This window comes from Stenotrophomonas sp. A3_2 (assembly GCF_036624925.1).
GTDB classification, from domain to species: Bacteria; Pseudomonadota; Gammaproteobacteria; order Xanthomonadales; family Xanthomonadaceae; genus Stenotrophomonas; species Stenotrophomonas hibiscicola.
In genome coordinates this window covers 40,435-58,310 of the sequence record NZ_JAZKVY010000151.1, presented here as the reverse complement: position 1 = coordinate 58,310, position 17,876 = coordinate 40,435, and the positions used below count along the sequence as shown (strand labels likewise).

Genomic DNA, 17,876 nt, shown 5'->3' with positions numbered 1-17,876 from the left:
GGTTCCATCAGCAGCAGGAAACTGTCGAAGGCGGGGTGGGGCCGGTTGCGGGGGCGTGAGCCGCATGGATGCGGCGACCGAGCTTACATGGACGTACTTGCAGCGTCCCCCGCAACCGGACCCACCCCGCCATCCCTCAGTAGGCCCGCTGTTGCTGTTGAGGTTGCCGGCCAGCGGCCGGCACTACCCGCGGGTGCCGGGTGCAACTTGGCCGCAAACCCCATCCCTCAAAGCGGCAGCTGGGTCGTCTGCTTGATCCGCTGCATCGGAATCTCCGTCTTGGTGTTCTGCACCCCGGCGATCCGGTTCAGGTGCTGCATCTGGAACTGCCGGTAGGCATCAAGGTCCGCCACCGCCACCCGCAGCAGGAAATCGCAGTCACCGGCCATCAGATGGCATTCCAGCACTTCCGGGAACGACTTGATGCTGTTGATGAAGTGATTGGTGGTGTCCTCGTCCTGCCCCCGCAGCCACACCCGCACGAACACCGTGAAGCCACGGCCCACCTTGGCCTCGTTCAACAAGGCCACATAGCGGTCGATGTAGCCGCCCTCCTCCAGCAACCGCACCCGGCGCAGACAGGCCGACGGCGACAGCCCGACCAGGCGAGCCAGCTCCAGGTTCTGCAGGCGACCGTCGCGCTGCAGGGCGTCGAGGATGCGCCGATCGAGGTTGTCGAGCTGGTACTGCATGGGATTTCATCCGTTTCGCTTCTGGCCGCATGAAATATCAATCATCCAGAATCAAGTGGCATCAACGCAACCCGATTTCGTGATTGGACCGCTAGCATGGGCCACCCCCACCTTGTTGTGCCGTTCCATGGACGCCCGTACCACCCTCCCCCCGCCCGCCACCTGCGATACCGCCCCGCGTGCCGAATTCCTGCGCGGCCTGCGCGCCGCCGTGCCGGTGATGATCGGCTTCATTCCGTTTGCCCTGGTGCTCGGTGCGCAGGCGGCCCAGAAGGGCCTGAGCGCACTGGAAGTACCGCTGATGACCGGTCTCAACTTCGCTGGTGGCTCGGAGTTCGCCGCCGTCGAACTGTGGACCTCGCCACCGCACATCGCGCTGATCGTGGCCATCACCGCCCTGGTCAACAGCCGCCACCTGCTGATGGGCGCCAGCCTGGCCCCGCTGCTCCAGCACCTGCCGCGCCGACGCGTGCTGCCGGCCCTGTTCTTCATGTGCGACGAAAGCTGGGCGATGGGCGTGGCCGATGCGCGCCGGCGCGCGCTTGGCTTCAGCCTGGCCTACTACCTGGGCGTGTCGGCAGGCCTGTACACGGTCTGGGTGGCCTGCACCGCACTCGGCGCGGTCATCGGGCCGCTGTTGGGCGACATCCACGCCTATGGTTTCGACATGGCCTTCCCCGCCGTGTTCCTGGTGCTGCTGCGCGGCATGTGGCAGGGCATGAAGGCGGCGCGGCCGTGGCTGGTCAGCCTGGTCGTGGCCGCCGCCACTTATCTGCTGGTCCCGGGCGCGTGGTACGTGGCCAGCGGCGCACTGGCCGGCCTGGCCGCCGCCTGGCTGCTGGCGGAGGACGCAGCATGATCTTCAATGGCCTGATCCACTGGACCTCGGTACTGACCATCGTGCTGATGGCCGCCGCCACCTACCTGACCCGCATCGTCGGCTTCCTGGCGTTGCGCAACCGCACCCTGAGCAAACGTGCGGTGACGGTGATGGAAGCCGCGCCGGGCTGCGTGCTGATCTCGGTGATCGCCCCGGACTTCGTTGCCGACAAACCCGCCGACCTGGCCGCGCTGGCCATTACCCTGCTGGCCGCCACGCGGCTGTCGATGCTCCCGACCGTGCTGATCGGCGTGGTCTCGGCGGGTGTGTTGCGCTATCTGGTGGGGTAGCTACCGGTACGCCGGGCAACGCCCGGCGCACCGTAGTGGCGCAGCAGTGCAATCACGCGCTGCTGCTTGCCGCCAGCAGGCACAGGCTGCGCGGCGGCAGCGTCCAGGCGCCTTCCTCATCCGGCTCCAACGGCGTTTCGTCGGTCTGCAGGAGTACGCGCCGGAACGACAGGGCGTCGTCTGACACACAGAACCGCTGCGGCTGCTCGCCGGCGTTCAACAGCAGGGCCAGGCTGACATGCCGCCCGGGCTCGCGCAGGCCACTGTCCGGACTGCGACCGTCCAGCACGATCAGCAGCGCACGCAGCCCTGCGTCATGCCAGTCCGCTTCCTCCATGCCGCGACCATCGGGATGCCGCCAGTCGATATCGCGCAGGCCCAGCGACTCATCGTACTCGCCGCGCAGGAACCGGTTCCGGCGCAGCAGGCCGTAGCGTCGGCGCAGTGACAGCGCCCGCCGCACGAACGCCACCTGCGCCTGTGCAGCCGGCAATGCTGCGCGCTCCCAGTCGATCCAGCTCAGTGGATTGTCCTGGCAGTAGGCGTTGTTGTTGCCCTGCTGCGAATGGCCGAACTCATCCCCGGCGAGCAGCATCGGCGTGCCCTGCGCGAGCAGCAGCGTGGCCAGCAGGTTGCGCATCTGCCGCGCACGCAACGAAAGGATCGCCGCATCATCGGTGTCTCCCTCCACGCCGTGGTTGCTGGAAAGGTTGTGCGAGTGGCCGTCACGGTTGTCCTCGCCGTTGGCCTCGTTGTGGCGATCGTTGTAGCTGACCAGATCGTGCAGGGTGAATCCATCATGCGCCGTCACCAGATTGATGCTGGCCGACGGCCGCCTGCCGTGGTGTTCGAACAGGTCGGCCGAGCCGGTGAAGCGCGTGGCAAACTCCGCCAGCTGCCCGCCATCGCCACGCCACAGCGCGCGCACCGTGTCGCGGAAGCGGTCGTTCCATTCGGCCCAGCCCGGCGGAAACTGGCCCAGCTGGTAGCCGCCCGGGCCGATGTCCCATGGCTCGGCAATCAGCTTCACCTGGCTCAGGATCGGGTCCTGGCGTACCGCATCGAGGAAGCTGCCCGAGGCGTCGAAGCCATGCCGTTCGCGGCCGAGGATGGTTGCCAGGTCGAAGCGGAACCCATCCACCCGCATCTCGGTCACCCAGTAGCGCAGAGAGTCCATGACCATGCGCAGCGCACCGGCATTGGTCAGGTCGAACGTATTTCCGGTGCCGGTATCGTTGATGTAGTAGCGGCGATCATCGGCCAGGCGGTAGTAGCTGGCGTTGTCGATGCCCTTGAAGGACAGCGTAGGGCCCAGCTCATTGCCTTCGGCGGTGTGGTTGTAGACCACGTCCAGGATCACTTCGATGCCGGCATTGTGCAACCGCGCGACCATCTGCTTGAACTCGGCCACGATGCCCAGCGACAGGTAGCGAGGCTGCGGCGCGAAGAAGCCGATGGTGTTGTACCCCCAGTAATTGCGCAGCCCGCGCTCGAGCAGCTGCTGGTCATCGACGTATGCGTGCACGGGTAGCAGTTCGATGGCGGTCACGCCCAGATGGCTGAGGTGGTCGACCACTGCGTCATGGCGCAGGGCAGAGAAGGTGCCACGCTCGGCCTGCGGGACATCGGGATGCTGCATGGTCAGCCCGCGCACATGCGCTTCGTAGATCACGGTCCGGTCCCAGGGCGTGGCAGGTGCACGCTCGACACCCCAGCTGAAGGCCGGGTCGATCACGGCGCAGCGCGGCATGTAGCTGGCGCTGTCGCGGCGGTCGAAACTGAGATCGCCATCGCGGTGACCCAGGGTGTAGCCGAACAGGTGGGGGGCCCACTTCAGTTCGCCGACGATCTGCTTGGCGTAGGGGTCCAGCAGCAGCTTGTTGGGATTGAAGCGATGGCCCTCTTCCGGCGCATACGGGCCGTGCACCCGGTAGCCGTAACGCTGCCCGGGCCGCACGTCCGGCAGGTAACCATGCCAGATCTCGTTGGTGTACTCGGGCAGCGCGATGCGTTCCACTTCGCGGTTGCGTCCATCGAACAGGCAGAGTTCCACCCGTGTGGCATGCCGCGAGTACAGTGCGAAGTTCACACCCAACCCGTCCCAGGTCGCCCCCAGCGGGAAGGGCCGGCCTTCGCGCACGCGCGAGGTCTGCGTCCACTTACGGCTCGCCATCAGTGCCCTCCTCCCCGCGCGCGGCGGCAATCTCGGCTTCCACCAGCCGCTCGGCCATGTGCCAGTGCCGTTGCTGCTGGTCGTCCGGGCGCCCTTCTGCCTCCCAGATCTGGTGGGCAAGTGCCTCAATCCGCTGCCGTCGTTCCCTGCTGTCCATCCCTACCTGTCTCCTCGTTGATCCATATCGCCAACGGGCTGCCAGCCAGAAGCCCGGCCACGTCCGCGGTTGCGTTGAAATGTTCGATGCGCCCGTCCAGGACATTGCGCATGGGGCCTGCCGGCAGCCCACGCAGCGTCACGCCGCTGCCGACGTCGCGCGGAATGTGCAGGCTGGGCCCCGGCATGGTGGTGGGCGAACTTCGCCGTACGACCACCAGCAGCACCTGCGCCTGATGCCTACGCGTGAACGCCAGCCACGGCGAGCGCGCAGGCGCGGACAGCGGCTGCAGCGCGCCGTGCAGGAAAAGATGCGGGTGCCTGCGGCGGCAATCGAGCAACTGCCGGAGCAGGAATGCCTTGATCCCACCGTCCCGCCAGTCATCCAGCAGCGCGGGCCACCCGCGCGCATCACGCAGCCACGCGTGCCGCGCCGGATAGTCCACCGCGTGCCGGTTGTCCGGGTCCACCAGGCTCAGGTCCCAGCCTTCGCCGCCCTGGTAGAGGTCGGGCACGCCGGGCAGGCAGTGCTGCAGGCACAGCTGTGCCAGGCCGTTGCAGGCGCCCGCCGGCGCGATGCGCGCCACGAACGTCGCCAGCGCCTCCCGCACCGGCTGCAACGGCGCTCCATCCAGCAGCGCGTGCAGCCACTGCGCGGCGCCCTCCTCCACGGCCACGTTGGGATCGGACCAGCTGCTGACCCGTTTGCCCTCGCGCAATGCCTTGGTCAGCCATTGCACCATCCTCGATGCGAAGTCGGCGCCGGGGGTACCGTGCATCGGCCACGCGGCGACGAGCGCCTGCCATAGCGCATAGGTCTCGGCACCCGGCAACGGCATCGGCGCGCCGGCGTGGGTCGCCATCCGGCTCCAGCGCCGCACCGCGTCCCGCCACTCGACCGTGCAGGTACTGAGAACCGCCAGCCGTGCCCGGCTGTCGGCCCCGCGCTTGTGATCGTGGGTGGCCAGCGCAAGCAGCGCCCTGGGATGGCGCCGCAGGCGCCCGGCTGCATGTTCCAGCAGCTCGCGCCCTTCCATGCCCAGCCGCTGCGGATCACTGCCGACTTCGTTGCGCGACAGCAGCCTGAAATAGCGATAGAACCCGGTATCTTCCACCGACTTGGCATTCAGCGGCGCGGCCAGCTGCCCGAACCGTACGCGCAGCTCGGTTTCAGCCGGCGCCTGGCCGGGAAGTGCCTGCAGCAGCAGATCCAGCGCGGCGCGTGCGGCACCGTCCAGCGCCTCGCGCGCAGCACCGGCAGCGTCCACCAGCGCCTTTCGTTCACCCGCCCCCTCCAGCGAATAGGGCCGGTAGGTGCGGTAATGCCGCAGCAATGAAGCCAATGCGCGTGCCAGCGCAGCCACTCCGATATCGGCCTCGGCCAGCCGGGGCTGCAGGACCTGCTGCGCACTGCGCAGCAGCCGCTGGAAGTCTGCGTGAAGGCCCTGGCGCAACATCATGCCGCGAGCGTCCTGCTGAATCCGGTCAAAGCTGCGCGAGTCACCGCCCAGCGCCTGCCACGTGCGCGAGAGCGCGGGGGCAGCCGCCGCATCGTGCAACCAGGCACCGGTCTGGTCCATGAAGTCATAGCCGGTGGTACCGTCGCAGGCCCAGCTGTCGGGCAGCTGCTCGCCCTCGGCCAGTATCTTCTCCACATGCAGGCTCACCGCCTGCGGATCACGACCGCCGGCCGCACAGGCTGCGTCGAGCGATTCACGAAGGCGCCGCAGGTAGGCGCCCGGGGAGGACAGGCCATCCACATGATCGATACGCAGGCCGTCCACCCGTCCCTCGCGTACCAACCGCAGCGGCAGCGCATGCACCGCCTCGAACACGTCGTCGCGCTCCACCCGCAGCGCGGCCAGTTCATTGATATCGAAAAAGCGCCGGTAGTTCACCTGATCGCCCGCCGTGCGCCACCAGGCCAGCCGGTAGTGCTGCCGCTGCAGCAGCGTATGCAGCCGTTCAACGCTGCGGTTGCAGCGCTCGGCCCACGCCGGCCACTGCGCGGGGTCCAGTGGATGGCTGCGCGGCGACAAGGGCAACGCCAGACCATGGTGGCGCAGCACGGGACGCGCGTTGTCCACCACCACGCGCACTACGCCATCGCGCACCGCGTCGTGCAACGGCCGGTCCAGTGCAGGCAGCCAGAGCCGGCCCTCGCAGCCCGGCGCCTCCCAGTCGATGTCAAACCATTCTGCGTGCGGGCTTCGACGCCCGTGCATCAGCACATCGTTCCACCAATGGCTGTGCGGGGACGCCGCCAGATGGTTGGGTACGATGTCGAGGATCAGGCCCATGCCGTGCGCGCGCGTCGCTGTGGCCAGTTGCCGGAAGGCTTCTTCGCCGCCCAGTTCCGGATTGATGCGGGCCGGGTCGATGCCATCGTAGCCATGCGTAGACCCGGGCAGCGCAGCGGTGATCGGCGACAGGTAAAGGTGGCTGACGCCCAGCGCGGCGTAGTACGGCAGCTGCGTCGCGGCGGCCTCGAGGTCGAAGCCTGCATGCAATTGCAGGCGTACGGTGGCACGCAATGGAGTCATCGCCGCTCCCTCCGCCGCGTGGCGCTGAAGCGGGCAATACGTGCGTCAACCGCGTCCTGGTCCCACGCTAGCGGTTGCCGCCGGCGCCAGTTCGGATGGCCGTTGACGGTGCCCGGCAGGTTCACCTGCGCGCGACTGCCCAGGGCGTCTTCCAGCGGGAGCAGCGCCAGCCGTGACGATGCGTGCGCGACCAGCGACAGCGCACGCGCTTCAAGCGTGGCCCCCTCGCCCCGGGCGACTGCGGACAGCGCCTGGACCTCTCTGGAGCGCGCGTGCAGCGCCGACGGAAGCCCGCTCAGCTCACCCAGGCGGGCGCGCCAGCGCAGGTCGCGCCCGTGCAGCCAGCCGGACAGCGGTGGCAGATCATGGGTGGAGGGCATGGCCACCGCATCGCGGCGCCACCGTGGCGCCGGCAGGAAGCGCTCACCGTTGCGGGCGAACGGCAGCACCTCGATGCCCAGGATGCCGCGGGCTGCCAGCCGCTGGCGAACGCCCGGCGGCACCACGCCCAGGTCTTCACCAATCAGCACGCAGCGATGCCGCCACGATTCCAGCACCAGCAGGTTGATCAGATCATCGAACGGATAGCGCAGGTAGACGCCCTGCCCGGCGCCCGCCCCGCGGGGAAGCACCCACAGGCGCTGCAGGCCAAGGATATGGTCGATGCGCAGCCCGCCACGGCCGGCCATCACAGCGCGCAGCACGCGGATGAACGGCTCAAAGCCCTCGCGCTGCAGGGCGAAGGGTGACCAGCTGGTGATACCCCAGGCCTGGCCCAGCGGATTGAACGCATCCGGCGGCGCGCCCAGTTCAAGACCCTGCAGCAGTTGGTCGCCGCCGGTCCGCGCCTCGACGCCCTGCGGTGCGCAACCCACCGCCAGATCCGCGATCAGCCCGATCGACGCGCCGTCGTTGCGCAATCCCGCCTGCACCTGCGCCCAGCCCTGCCGCGCCAACCATTGCGCAAACGCATGGTCGTCGGCGCTTCCAGTGAACCGGTCGGCGGCGTGCTGGCAATAGCGCAGCAGGGGTTCGCCTTGCGCATCGCGCCACGTCTGCATCTGTTCGCACTGTGCCGGCGCCTGCTGCCGCAGCCACTGGTGCACCTGGCGCAGCCAGCGCCACTTCAACGCCGCCGAGTGCGGCCAGTGGATGCGGCGCGCTGCGGTGGCGGCTGCAACTGCCGTTGCCAGTGCTTGGTCTTCAGCCAGCACGGCGTCGGCTGCCTCCGGCAGTACCTGCGGCAGGGACACCTGCAGTGGATCGAGCCAGTGCCGGTCGCTGGGCGAATAGGGGCTGTAGCCTGGCCCAGGTGGCAAGCCGGCATGCAGCGGGCTCAACGCCACTGCATCGCCGCCGTGACGGTGCAGCAGTTCGCTCCATCGTGCACAGCCGGCGCTGTCACCGATGCCAGCGTCGCAAGAGGCGCGAAGGCTGTAGACCTGCGCCGACAGGCCCCAGCCGCGCAGCGTGCCCTGCGGCCACCAGGCACGTTGTGGCGCCACCGCAACCGCCTGTTGCCGGTCGCCCCGGCGCCACTGCCAGTAACCCGGCTGGTCCGGCACGCGCCAGCGCCCTTGCGCATCGGCGCGTGCCGGCAGCACTGCGCCATGCTCATCCACCCAGCACGCTGCGCCGGCTGCGTCCGGCATCGCCAGCAGCTGTCCACAGCAGGCCGTGCGCAGGCCACCGTGCTCGGGCGCTGCATCGCCCTGCAGCCCCTCCAGCACCGCGCGCAGCACGTCCGGTGCGACCTCGCGCTCGACACCGGCCACGTCGGTCCAGCGAACCAGCAGGCCCGCGCGCCGTGCCGCCTCCAGAACCGCCGCATCGGTCCTCATGCGGCGACCCAACAGGCAAGCACGCCGCCGCCTGCGGGCAGCAACGTGGCAGCGTCCGGCCCTACAACGTGCTCCCCGGCCGGCATCGCATGCACCACCGGCGACGGGCCGACATTGACCGCGATCCACCACTGGCCCGACGGCAGCTGCCAGCCCGCCTGCACCGCGCCTTCGCCCAGCACGCGCGCACCCAACGACCGCGCCTGCAGCAACCCGGGTTGCAGATAGCGCCTGCGCAGTGCCAGAAACCCGCTCGTGCAGCGCAGCCAGTCCTGCGACCAGGGATCATCGCCGGGCGGCGACGTGTAGGACGCCTGCAGGGTGGCCGGGTCGTTCGGGTCGGGAATACGCGCGCGCGAGGCGGCGTCGGCAAAGGCGCTGAAACCAGCGAACTCGCGGCGACGCCCTTCGCGCACCGCCTCGTCCAGCGGCGGCGCGTAGTCGGTGAAGAACAGGAACGGCGATTGCGCCTGCCACGGTTCGCCCATGAACAGCAGCGGGATCATCGGCGTCAGCAGGGTCAACGCCAGCGCCGCACGCAGCCGCGCAGGATCGGTCAGCATCGACAGGCGCTCGCCGAGAGCGCGGTTGCCTACCTGATCGTGGTTCTGCGCGAATACCACAAAACGCGCGGGCGACAGGTCGGCGCTGGGTTCGCCGCGGGGATCGCCGCGCAGGTCCGGTTCGCCCTGCCAGGCGAATCCCTCGGCCAGGCAGCGCGCCAGCAGCGCTTCGGCGCGACCGGCATAGGCCGCGTAATAGCCCTCCTGCTCGCCGGTCAGCATCACGTGCAGTGCATTGTGGAAGTCATCGTTCCACTGCCCCTGGTAGGCGCCGCGCAGCCACCGCGCCTGGTTGCGCTCGTTCTCCAGCACCAGGTGCGCGTGCGGGGCCACCGCACGTACCTCATCGGCCAGCTGCTGGAGGAAACGGTCATCGTCAATGGCGTGCACCGCGTCCAGGCGCAGGCCATCGAAGCCGTAGTCGCGCAACCACATCAGCGCGTTGTCGATGAAAAAGCGCCGCACCCAGGGCTGGCGGAAGTCGATGGCCTCGCCCCACGGCGTGCTGCGGTCGTCACGGAAGAACCCGCGCGCGTAGTCGCGCAGGTGGTTGCCCTGTGGTCCGAAGTGGTTGTAGACCACATCCAGCAGCACCGACAGCCCTGCATCGTGCGCCGCTTCGATGAAGGCCCTCAGCGCTGCCGGCCCGCCATAGGCATGGGCCGGCGCATACGGGAACACGCCGTCGTAGCCCCAGTTGCGCTGGCCGGGAAACTGCGCGACCGGCATCAGTTCAATGGCGGTGATGCCCAGCGCGGCCAGCATCGGCAGCTGCGCGGTCAACGCCGCGAAGCCGCCGCCGGCCTCGATGTGTGCTTCATAGATCACCAGATCCTGCCAGGCATGCCCGCGCCAAGCGGGTTGCGCCATGGCCGTGTCCAGCACCACCGCGCTGTCTCCGTCGATGCCGTCCGGCTGCCAGCGCGAGGCCGGGTCGGGCACGTCCTGACCGGAAGGAAGGCGAAAACGGTAGCGGTCGCCATGCGATGCCGGTGTCCGCAGCCAGTGGCAGCCGTCCGGGTCACGTTGCATCGGCTGTTGCGTGCCGCGCAGGCACAGCGCCATCGTCCTTGCGTCCGGTGCCCACACGCGGAACTCCACCCCGTCACCGGCCACCGGCCAAGCGCCCAGGCGCGGGGCCACTGTGGTCATGCATCAACCTGCAGGTACAGCGTGGACAGCGGCGGCAGCGTGAGCCGCAGCGACTGTGCGTGGCCGTGCATCGGCCTCGACTCGGTGTGCACTGCACCGAGGTTTCCCGCATTGCCGCCACCGTAATACGCGCTGTCGGTGTTGAGCCGTTCGCTCCAACGCCCCGGGTGCGGCACGCCGACCCGGTAGCCGTCGCGACGTACCGGAGTGAAGTTGCTCACCACCAGCAGGGTGCGGCCGCTGCCGGCCGGATCCCGGCGGATGAGCGCGTAAACGCTGTTGCGGCTGTCGTCGGCCACGCTCCAATCGAAACCGCGTTCGTCGCGCTCGTCGCGATGCAACGCGGGTTCGGCGCGGAGCACGCTGTTGAGGTCTCGCACCAGGCGCGACAGGCCCTGGCCCTCACTGCTGGCCGCCTGTGCCCAGTCCAGTACCGCATCGTGCGACCACTCGTGGCCCTGGCCGAACTCGCCGCCCATGAACAGCAGTTTGCTGCCCGGGTGCGCCCACATGAAACCGTAGTACGCGCGGAGCTGGGCCAGCCGCTGCGCCGGCTCGCCCGTCATCTTGGCCAGCAGCGCTCCCTTGCCATGCACCACCTCGTCATGCGACAGCGGCAACACGAACCGTTCGGAGAAGGCGTAGACCAGGCCGAAGCTGATCTCGCTGTGGTGATGCTGGCGATGGACTGGATCGCGTCCCAGGTACTGCAGGGTGTCGTGCATCCAGCCCATGTTCCATTTGTGGGTGAAGCCAAGCCCGCCCTCCTCCACCGGCGCGGTCACCCCCGGCCACGCGGTGGATTCCTCGGCGATCACCAGCACATCCGGGAAACGCTCACGCAGCGCCTGGTTCATCCGCCGCAGGAACGCGACCGCCTCCAGGTTCTCGCGCCCGCCCTGCTCGTTGGGTATCCACTCCCCCTCGGCACGGCTGTAATCCCGGTACAGCATCGACGCCACAGCATCCACGCGCAGACCGTCGATATGGAACCGCTCCACCCACTCCAAGGCACTGCCGATCAGGTAGGCAGCCACTTCGTTGCGGCCGTAGTTGTAGATCAGCGTGTCCCAGTCGGCGTGCACCCCTTCGCGCGGGTCGGCATGCTCGTACAGCGCGGTGCCATCGAACCCGGCCAGGCCATGCGCATCGTTCGGGAAGTGCGCGCTCACCCAGTCCACGATCACCCCTACGCCGGCCTGGTGGCAGCGGTCCACGAAGCGTGCGAAGGCCTGCGGCGTGCCATGGCGCGCCGTCGGCGCGTAGATGCCCAGCGGCTGATAGCCCCAGGAACCGCCAAAGGGATGCTCGCTGACCGGCAGCAGCTCGATGTGGGTAAAGCCGAGTCCGGCCACGTACGGAATCAACCGGTCGGCCAGGGCGTCCCAGTCCAGCGGCGCACCCTCGTCGCTGCGCTGCCAGGAGCCCGCATGTACTTCGTAGATGGACAGCGGTGCGCAGGTTCCGGCCTGGCGCCGGGCCTCCAACCAGGCGTCATCGTGCCACTGCATCGGCGCCGCCGAAGGCACCCGCGAAGCGGTGGCCGGTGGCAGCTCGGCCCAGCGCGCCATCGGATCGAACTTGTCGGGCATCACCCGGCCGTCGGCGCCGACGATGCGGAATTTGTAGCGGGCACCGGCCTGCACGCCCGGCAGGAACAGCTCCCACACGCCGGCGGTGTGACGCAGCCGCATCGGATGGCGTCGGCCATCCCATCCATTGAAATCGCCAACCACCGCGACCCGCTGGGCATTGGGTGCCCACACCGCGAAGCGCACGCCCGCGATGCCCTGCACCTGCATCGGCACCGCCCCCAGCTGCCGCGCCGCATCGGCATCACCGGCATGGAACCGCTGCAGCAGTGCTTCGTCCAACAGTGGACCGAACGCATAGGCATCGTGCACCTGCTCCACGCCCTGTTCGAAATGCAGGGCAAGCAGCGGTATCGCCGCGTCGCCGGCCGCGCCCTCGAACAGGCCGGGCAACGGGCCGGGGGACAGGTCCCAGCGCCGCCCGTCGTCTGCGATCACCTCGACGCGCTGCGCGTGCGGCACCAGCACGCGCAGCTGGCGTCCGCCTTCTGGCTGGCGATGCGGGCCCAGCCAGGCGAATGCATCGGCCGGGCGCGCGTGGACGAGGTCCTCCAGGGCCGGCGCGATGCGCTGATCCAATCCCGTCTCCGTGATCGCTTCATCCACCAGGGCGACCAGATGCAGGCTGTCGTGGCTCATGCAGCCACCTGGCAGGTCTGCTGGTACAGGGCCAGATAGGCGCGTCCGGCCGCATCCCAGCCACCCGGCCGCAGCATGGCCGCGCGGCGCATGGCCTGCAGCAGGCCCGGCAGGCGGAAGGTGCGCATCGCCCGTTCCACGCAGCGGCGCAGTCCATCAGCGTTGGCGCCATGGAACAGGAATCCGGTCACGCCATCCTCGACGGTATCCACCAGCCCGCCGGTCGCGTGCGCGATGGGCAGGCAGCCGAAGCGCTGTGCGTACATCTGGCTCAGCCCGCAGGGTTCGAAGCGTGAAGGCATCAGCAGGAAATCGGCACCGGCAAACATCTGGCGGGCCAGCGCTTCCTCGAACCCGATGAAGGCGCCCACCCGCCCCGGGTAGCGGCGGGCCAGCGCCTGCACCTGTGCTTCCACCTGCGGCTCGCCACCGCCGATGATGACCAGCTGGCCGCCGGCCGCCACGATCTGGGGCGCCACGTCGCAGGTGATGTCCAGGCCCTTCTGGTGCACCAGCCGCGAGACCACCGCAAACAGCGGGCCGGTCGACGGCGCCAGGCCGAACGCCTTGCGCACCGCATGCGCGTTGGTGGCGCGCCCGGTCCACTCACCAATGCCGAAGTGGGCCTTGAGATGGATATCGCGGCGCGGGTCCCAGCTGGCATCGATACCGTTGACGATGCCACTCAGGTGCCCGCCGGCCGCCCTCCGTGCCAACAGGTCATGCAACCCGCAGCCGTCATCCGGGGCGGTGATCTGCTGCGCGTAGCGCAGGCTGACCGTGTTCAGCCGCGTGGCATTGGTGATGCCGCCCTGCAGGAACGACATCTGACCGTGGAAGTGTAGCTCATCCAGGTGTTCGGCCGGCACGCCCAGCACGGGTGCAAGCGCGTACGGAAACAGCCCCTGGTAAGCCAGGTTGTGGATCGTCAGCAGGGTCGGCACGGCCGTCCGGTCCCAACGCACGTAGGCGGCCGCCATGGCCACCGGCCAGTCATTCAGGTGCAGCAGCTGCGGCGACCAGTCCAGCCCGGCACGCCCGGCCGCAATCTCCGCAGCCGCATGCGAAAGCGTCGCGAAGCGAACCGCGTTGTCCTTCCACTCCTGCCCCTGCCCGTCCACGTAGGGCGAGCCCTCACGCTCGTACAGCTCCGGCGACAGCAGCACATAGATCGGAAGGCCGTCGGCCTGCACCGCCATGCCGATCGCGCACGCCGGCAAGCCGGCCCGCGCGCTGACCTGCCCCACTCGCTGCAGCTGTGGCAGGCGCTGCAGTACCTCCGGGTAGCCGGGCAGCAGCACGCGCGAATCACACGCACCGCGCACCGCACGCGGCAGGGCCGCAGCCACGTCGCCCAGGCCACCGGCCTTGACGAAGTCCGCCATCTCGGTGGCAACGAACAACACGCGCTGCACCAGTTCCGGCAGATCCAACGGTTGCGAATGGCCGCGGCGGGTGCCGATCGGCACGGGCGTGACGGGAGAGATCGCAACGGGTGAAGCGGACTGGGCGGCGCGGGCCATGGGGATGATCTCGGATGCTTCAGGCAGACAGACGCCAGCGGCGCCCGGACGGGCGCTGGTGCTGGGAAGGAAGTCGACGCAGGACGTGGGGGACGCCAGCGAGAGGCTCAGGACGACAATAGCCCTCCATGCGATCAATCAACCGTGAAGCCATGGCGATTTCTTTGTGACAAGGCGTCATGAGCTCAGTACGCATGAGGTACGCCCGCCAGCCGCCCGTGCCTCACCTGTAGAGCCGAGCCCACGCTCGGCTGCGGGCAGTCCCGTTGCCGCTCGAGCCGAAAATGGGCTCGGCTTTACAGAGATTCTCCCTGCGACACCCGGTCGCAGGCCTTCGCGCTACGCGCTTGACCAATGTCAAACCGCCCGCTGCCACGCGGGCGTATTCCTATGCAGAACCCGAACACGCCGGCGCTGCCGGCCTCTACAAGGACCCTGCGATGAGCTACTCCCCCGACAACGCCCAGCTCGTGAATGCGCTGCAGAACGTCATGGTGATCTCCACCACCGACCTGCAGGGCAACATCACCTACGCCAATGACCTGTTCTGCACGCTCACCGGCTTCGCCCGCGAAGAGCTGATCGGCCAGCCGCACAGCATCGTGCGCCACCCGGATGTGCCCAAGGCGGTCTACAAGGACATGTGGGACACCATCAAGGCCGGCAAGACCTGGACCGGGATCGTGCCCAACCTCGGCAAGGGCGGCGTGCTCTACGTGGTCGACACCACCGTGCAGCCGCTGTTCGACGCCGAAGGCAACATCACCTCCTACATCAGCATCCGCCGCGTGGTGAACGACCTGATGCAGAACTACGACCTGGTCGAGTTCAGCAAGGAAAAGTTCGACGACTTCTACGCGGCCGCGTGAACGCCCTCCCGACCAGTACGCCCTTCAGCCGCCTGCTGGTGGGTTTCGCGTCCGAGTCGGGCAATGCCCGCGCCCTGGCCCAGCGCTTGGGCGCGGACCTGCAGCCGCACGCGCCGCAGGTGCTCCCGTTCAACGACATCGACGTGGCCAGTCTCGGCCACGGCGATGTGCTGCTGGCGATTTCCAGCTCGTTCGGCGATGGAGAACCGCCGGCCAATGGCGAGCGGTTCTTCGAAACCCTGCGCCAGACCCCGACGCTGAGCGGCCTGCGCTATGCGGTGTTCGGCCTGGGTGACACCGGCTACCCCAGCTTCTGTGGCTTCACCAAGGCGCTGGATGCTGCGCTGAGCGAGCGCCAGGCGCAGCCGCTGCTGCACCGCGTGGACGCCGACCTGGGTTACGAGCAGTTCTTCCAGCAATGGCAGCCGGTGCTGGGCCAGGTGCTGGAGGGCGACCTCAACGCGGGCCACGACCTGCACCTGCAGGTCACCGCCTATGGCGAAGACGATGCCTTTGCCGCCCGCATTCTCGAACGCCGCCGCTTGAACAGCAGCGACCCCGCTGCCTGGCACCTGCAGCTGGACATTGCCGGCAGTGGCATGGCCTACCGCGCGGGTGACACCCTGCACGTGGTGCCGGAGAACGATCCTGCCCTGCTGCAGGCATTGGCCACTTGGTACGGCGACAGCACCGCCGTGGCCGCCCTGCGCGACCGCGAGCTGCGCCTGCTGAGCAAGAGCGTGCTGCGCGAGCTGGCCCGGCTCGGTGGCAGCGAAACGCTGAAGGGCCTGCTGAAGGTCAGCCAGAAGCGCGAGCTGGACGCCTACCTGCACGGCCTGGACCTGCTGGACGTGCTGCAGGACCACGCCACCCCGGACAGCATGCCGCTGCCGCGGCTGCGTGAACTGCTGTCAGCGCGGCTGCCGCGTGCCTATTCAATCGCCTCGCACCCGCGCGACGACCAGCTGAGCCTGTGCGTGCGCGAAGTGCATTACACCCTGCGCGGCCGCGAGCGCTTCGGCACCGCTACCGGCAGCCTGCTGCACGGTGGCGACCACGCCCGTGTGTACTGCCGTTCCAACCCTGGCTTCCACCTGCCCGATACCGGCCAGACGCCGCTGCTGCTGGTCGGCACCGGCACCGGCATCGCACCGCTGATGGGCCTGATGCAGGAACTGCAGGCCAACGGCTGCGAACGCGAGGTGCACCTGGTGTTTGGCGAGAAGCACAGCAAGCGCGACTACCTGTACCGCGACCAGCTGCAGGACTGGCATACCCGGGGCGTGCTGGCCGGCCTGCATACCGCGTTCTCGCGCGATGGCGCCGAAAAGGTCTATGTGCAGCATGTACTGCGGCAGCGCGGCGATGAAGTGCGCGATGTGCTGGCCCGCGGTGGGCATCTGTACCTGTGCGGCAACAAGCGCCACCTGGAAAGCGCGGTGCGCGAGGCCATCGATGCCGTCGCTGGCGAAGGGCGCTGGGACGCGCTGCGCGGTGAAGGCCGCACGCACTGCGAATTGTATTGATCCTTTGATCCTGTAGAGCCGAGCCCATGCTCGGCTGCTGTTGGCGGTGTCGCGCAGAGCAGCCGAGCATGGGCTCGGCTCTACAGGTGCAGGTCAATCGCCGACGATCCGGCCGTCCACCACGCGCGCCACCTGCTGGCCGAACATGGCCACATCCTGCGGGTCATGGCTGATCAACAGCAACGGGATGCCGGTCCGGTCCAGCACCGTTTCCAGCTCCTGACGCAGGTGGTGGCGCAGGTCATGGTCCAGTGCGGAGAACGGCTCATCCAGCAGCAGCGCCTGCGGCTGCGTCACCAGGGCGCGCGCCAATGCAGTGCGCTGGCGCTGGCCACCGGAGACCTGCGAGGGCAGCAGATCGCCCACCGTGTCGATGCGGAAGGCGTGCAACCACTGCTCCACGGCATCGAAACGCTGGCCGAGCCCCGGATTCAACCAGCCCTTCTGCAGCCCGAACGCCACGTTCTGGCGCACGCTCAGGTGCGGGAACAGCGCGTAGTCCTGGAACACATAGCCCAGCCGGCGGCGCTGCGGCGGCAGATCCACGCCGGTGGCCGCATCGAACAGGGTCTGCCCCTGCACGCGCACATGACCCTGGCCCGGCCGCAGCAGCCCGGCCACCGCCTTCAAGGTCAGGCTCTTGCCCGCGCCCGAGGGCCCGAACAACACCACTTGGCGCTGCGTGCACTGCAGCGATACGTCCAACACGAAATCCTGGCCGGCCGCCTGCAGGCGACGCTGCACCTGCAGGTCAAGCCACATCACGCAGCTCCCGGCGACGTCCGCCCACCAGCCGCGCAGCCAGCAACAGGATCACGATGCAGACCATCGAGGTCAGGATCACCAGCGCATTGGCCCTGCCATCCTGACCGGCCTGCACCGCCTCGTAGATGGCAATCGACAGCGTCTGCGTGCGGCCCGGAATGCTGCCCGCCACCATCAGCGTCGCGCCGAACTCGCCCATCGCGCGTGCAAACGCCAGCAACAGACCGGCAAGAATGCCACGCCAGGCCAGTGGCAGCGTGATGCGGAAGAACACCGCCGCTTCGGACACTCCGAGCGTGCGTGCGGCCTGCTCCAGCTGCCCGTCCACTTCCTCGAACGCCGCGCGCGCCGGCTTGAACACCAGCGGCAACGAGGCCACCGCCGCAGCGATCACCGCGGCCTGCCAGGTGAACACCAGGTTGATGCCGAACCACGACTGCAGCCACGCACCGATCGGGCCGTTGCGACCGATCAGCACCAGCAGGTAGTAGCCGAGCACCGTCGGTGGCAGCACCATCGGCAGGGTCAGCAGCGAATCCAGCAGCTCACGGCCAGGAAAGCGCCGACGCGCCAGCAGAGCGCCCAGTGCCACACCCAGCACCAGATTGATCGCGGTGGCCCAGCCGGCCACCTTCAGCGACAACCCCAGCGCGGTCCAGTCCAGATCCATGC

General features: G+C 68.6%; 14 protein-coding genes. 4 read left to right on the top strand and 10 right to left on the bottom strand.

What is annotated here, in order from left to right:
* Positions 1-227 precede the first annotated feature (227 nt).
* Complete coding sequence (locus R5H29_RS04625) at positions 228-692, bottom strand: Lrp/AsnC family transcriptional regulator (RefSeq protein WP_005413654.1); 465 nt, start codon at positions 690-692, stop codon at positions 228-230.
* A 127-nt stretch (positions 693-819) separates the two neighbouring features.
* On the opposite strand from R5H29_RS04625, the gene R5H29_RS04620 reads away from it, so the two are divergent.
* Positions 820-1,551, top strand: a complete 732-nt coding sequence (locus R5H29_RS04620) for an AzlC family ABC transporter permease (protein WP_227844255.1) — start codon at positions 820-822, stop codon at positions 1,549-1,551.
* A complete protein-coding gene (locus R5H29_RS04615; protein WP_111102601.1) occupies positions 1,548-1,862 on the top strand; it encodes an AzlD family protein in 315 nt (104 codons plus the stop codon). The genes R5H29_RS04620 and R5H29_RS04615 overlap by 4 nt, the downstream gene beginning before the upstream one ends.
* 52 nt (positions 1,863-1,914) lie before the next feature.
* Here the strand turns inward: R5H29_RS04615 and glgX are convergent, their stop codons facing one another.
* Genes glgX through glgA form a run of 7 tightly spaced genes read right to left on the bottom strand, consistent with a single transcriptional unit; the run spans position 1,915 to position 14,044 of the window.
* Positions 1,915-4,035, bottom strand: a complete 2,121-nt coding sequence (gene glgX, locus R5H29_RS04610; RefSeq protein WP_155029670.1) for a glycogen debranching protein GlgX — start codon at positions 4,033-4,035, stop codon at positions 1,915-1,917.
* The gene (locus R5H29_RS04605; protein ID WP_080352942.1) at positions 4,022-4,192 is read right to left on the bottom strand and encodes a DUF2934 domain-containing protein; all 171 of its coding nucleotides are present in this window, start codon (positions 4,190-4,192) and stop codon (positions 4,022-4,024) included. Before R5H29_RS04605 ends, glgX begins: the two co-directional genes overlap by 14 nt.
* Positions 4,161-6,734: a malto-oligosyltrehalose synthase gene (gene treY / locus R5H29_RS04600; RefSeq protein WP_171952993.1), complete on the bottom strand. Its 2,574-nt coding sequence runs from the start codon at positions 6,732-6,734 to the stop codon at positions 4,161-4,163. Before treY ends, R5H29_RS04605 begins: the two co-directional genes overlap by 32 nt.
* Positions 6,731-8,575 (bottom strand): 4-alpha-glucanotransferase, encoded by a 1,845-nt coding sequence (locus R5H29_RS04595; protein WP_171952992.1) that lies wholly within the window; start codon positions 8,573-8,575, stop codon positions 6,731-6,733. The genes treY and R5H29_RS04595 overlap by 4 nt, the downstream gene beginning before the upstream one ends.
* Positions 8,572-10,290 (bottom strand): malto-oligosyltrehalose trehalohydrolase, encoded by a 1,719-nt coding sequence (treZ, locus tag R5H29_RS04590; protein WP_058981738.1) that lies wholly within the window; start codon positions 10,288-10,290, stop codon positions 8,572-8,574. The genes R5H29_RS04595 and treZ overlap by 4 nt, the downstream gene beginning before the upstream one ends.
* Positions 10,287-12,521, bottom strand: a complete 2,235-nt coding sequence (locus R5H29_RS04585; protein ID WP_227844254.1) for a 1,4-alpha-glucan branching enzyme — start codon at positions 12,519-12,521, stop codon at positions 10,287-10,289. The genes treZ and R5H29_RS04585 overlap by 4 nt, the downstream gene beginning before the upstream one ends.
* A complete protein-coding gene (gene glgA, locus R5H29_RS04580) occupies positions 12,518-14,044 on the bottom strand; it encodes a glycogen synthase GlgA (RefSeq protein WP_155029675.1) in 1,527 nt (508 codons plus the stop codon). Before glgA ends, R5H29_RS04585 begins: the two co-directional genes overlap by 4 nt.
* Positions 14,045-14,484: 440 nt before the next feature.
* On the opposite strand from glgA, the gene R5H29_RS04575 reads away from it, so the two are divergent.
* Together R5H29_RS04575 and R5H29_RS04570 are read left to right on the top strand one after the other, a co-directional pair.
* Entirely contained in the window at positions 14,485-14,913 is a 429-nt protein-coding gene (locus tag R5H29_RS04575) for a PAS domain-containing protein (protein ID WP_180876707.1), read from the top strand.
* A complete protein-coding gene (locus R5H29_RS04570) occupies positions 14,910-16,439 on the top strand; it encodes a sulfite reductase flavoprotein subunit alpha (RefSeq protein ID WP_332328834.1) in 1,530 nt (509 codons plus the stop codon). Before R5H29_RS04575 ends, R5H29_RS04570 begins: the two co-directional genes overlap by 4 nt.
* A gap of 93 nt (positions 16,440-16,532) precedes the next feature.
* Here R5H29_RS04570 and R5H29_RS04565 read toward each other — a convergent pair whose 3' ends face one another.
* Positions 16,533-17,201, bottom strand: a complete 669-nt coding sequence (locus R5H29_RS04565) for an ATP-binding cassette domain-containing protein (RefSeq protein WP_329848030.1) — start codon at positions 17,199-17,201, stop codon at positions 16,533-16,535.
* Positions 17,191-17,874: a molybdate ABC transporter permease subunit gene (modB, locus tag R5H29_RS04560; RefSeq protein WP_332328833.1), complete on the bottom strand. Its 684-nt coding sequence runs from the start codon at positions 17,872-17,874 to the stop codon at positions 17,191-17,193. The genes R5H29_RS04565 and modB overlap by 11 nt, the downstream gene beginning before the upstream one ends.
* Positions 17,875-17,876: the final 2 nt, after the last annotated feature.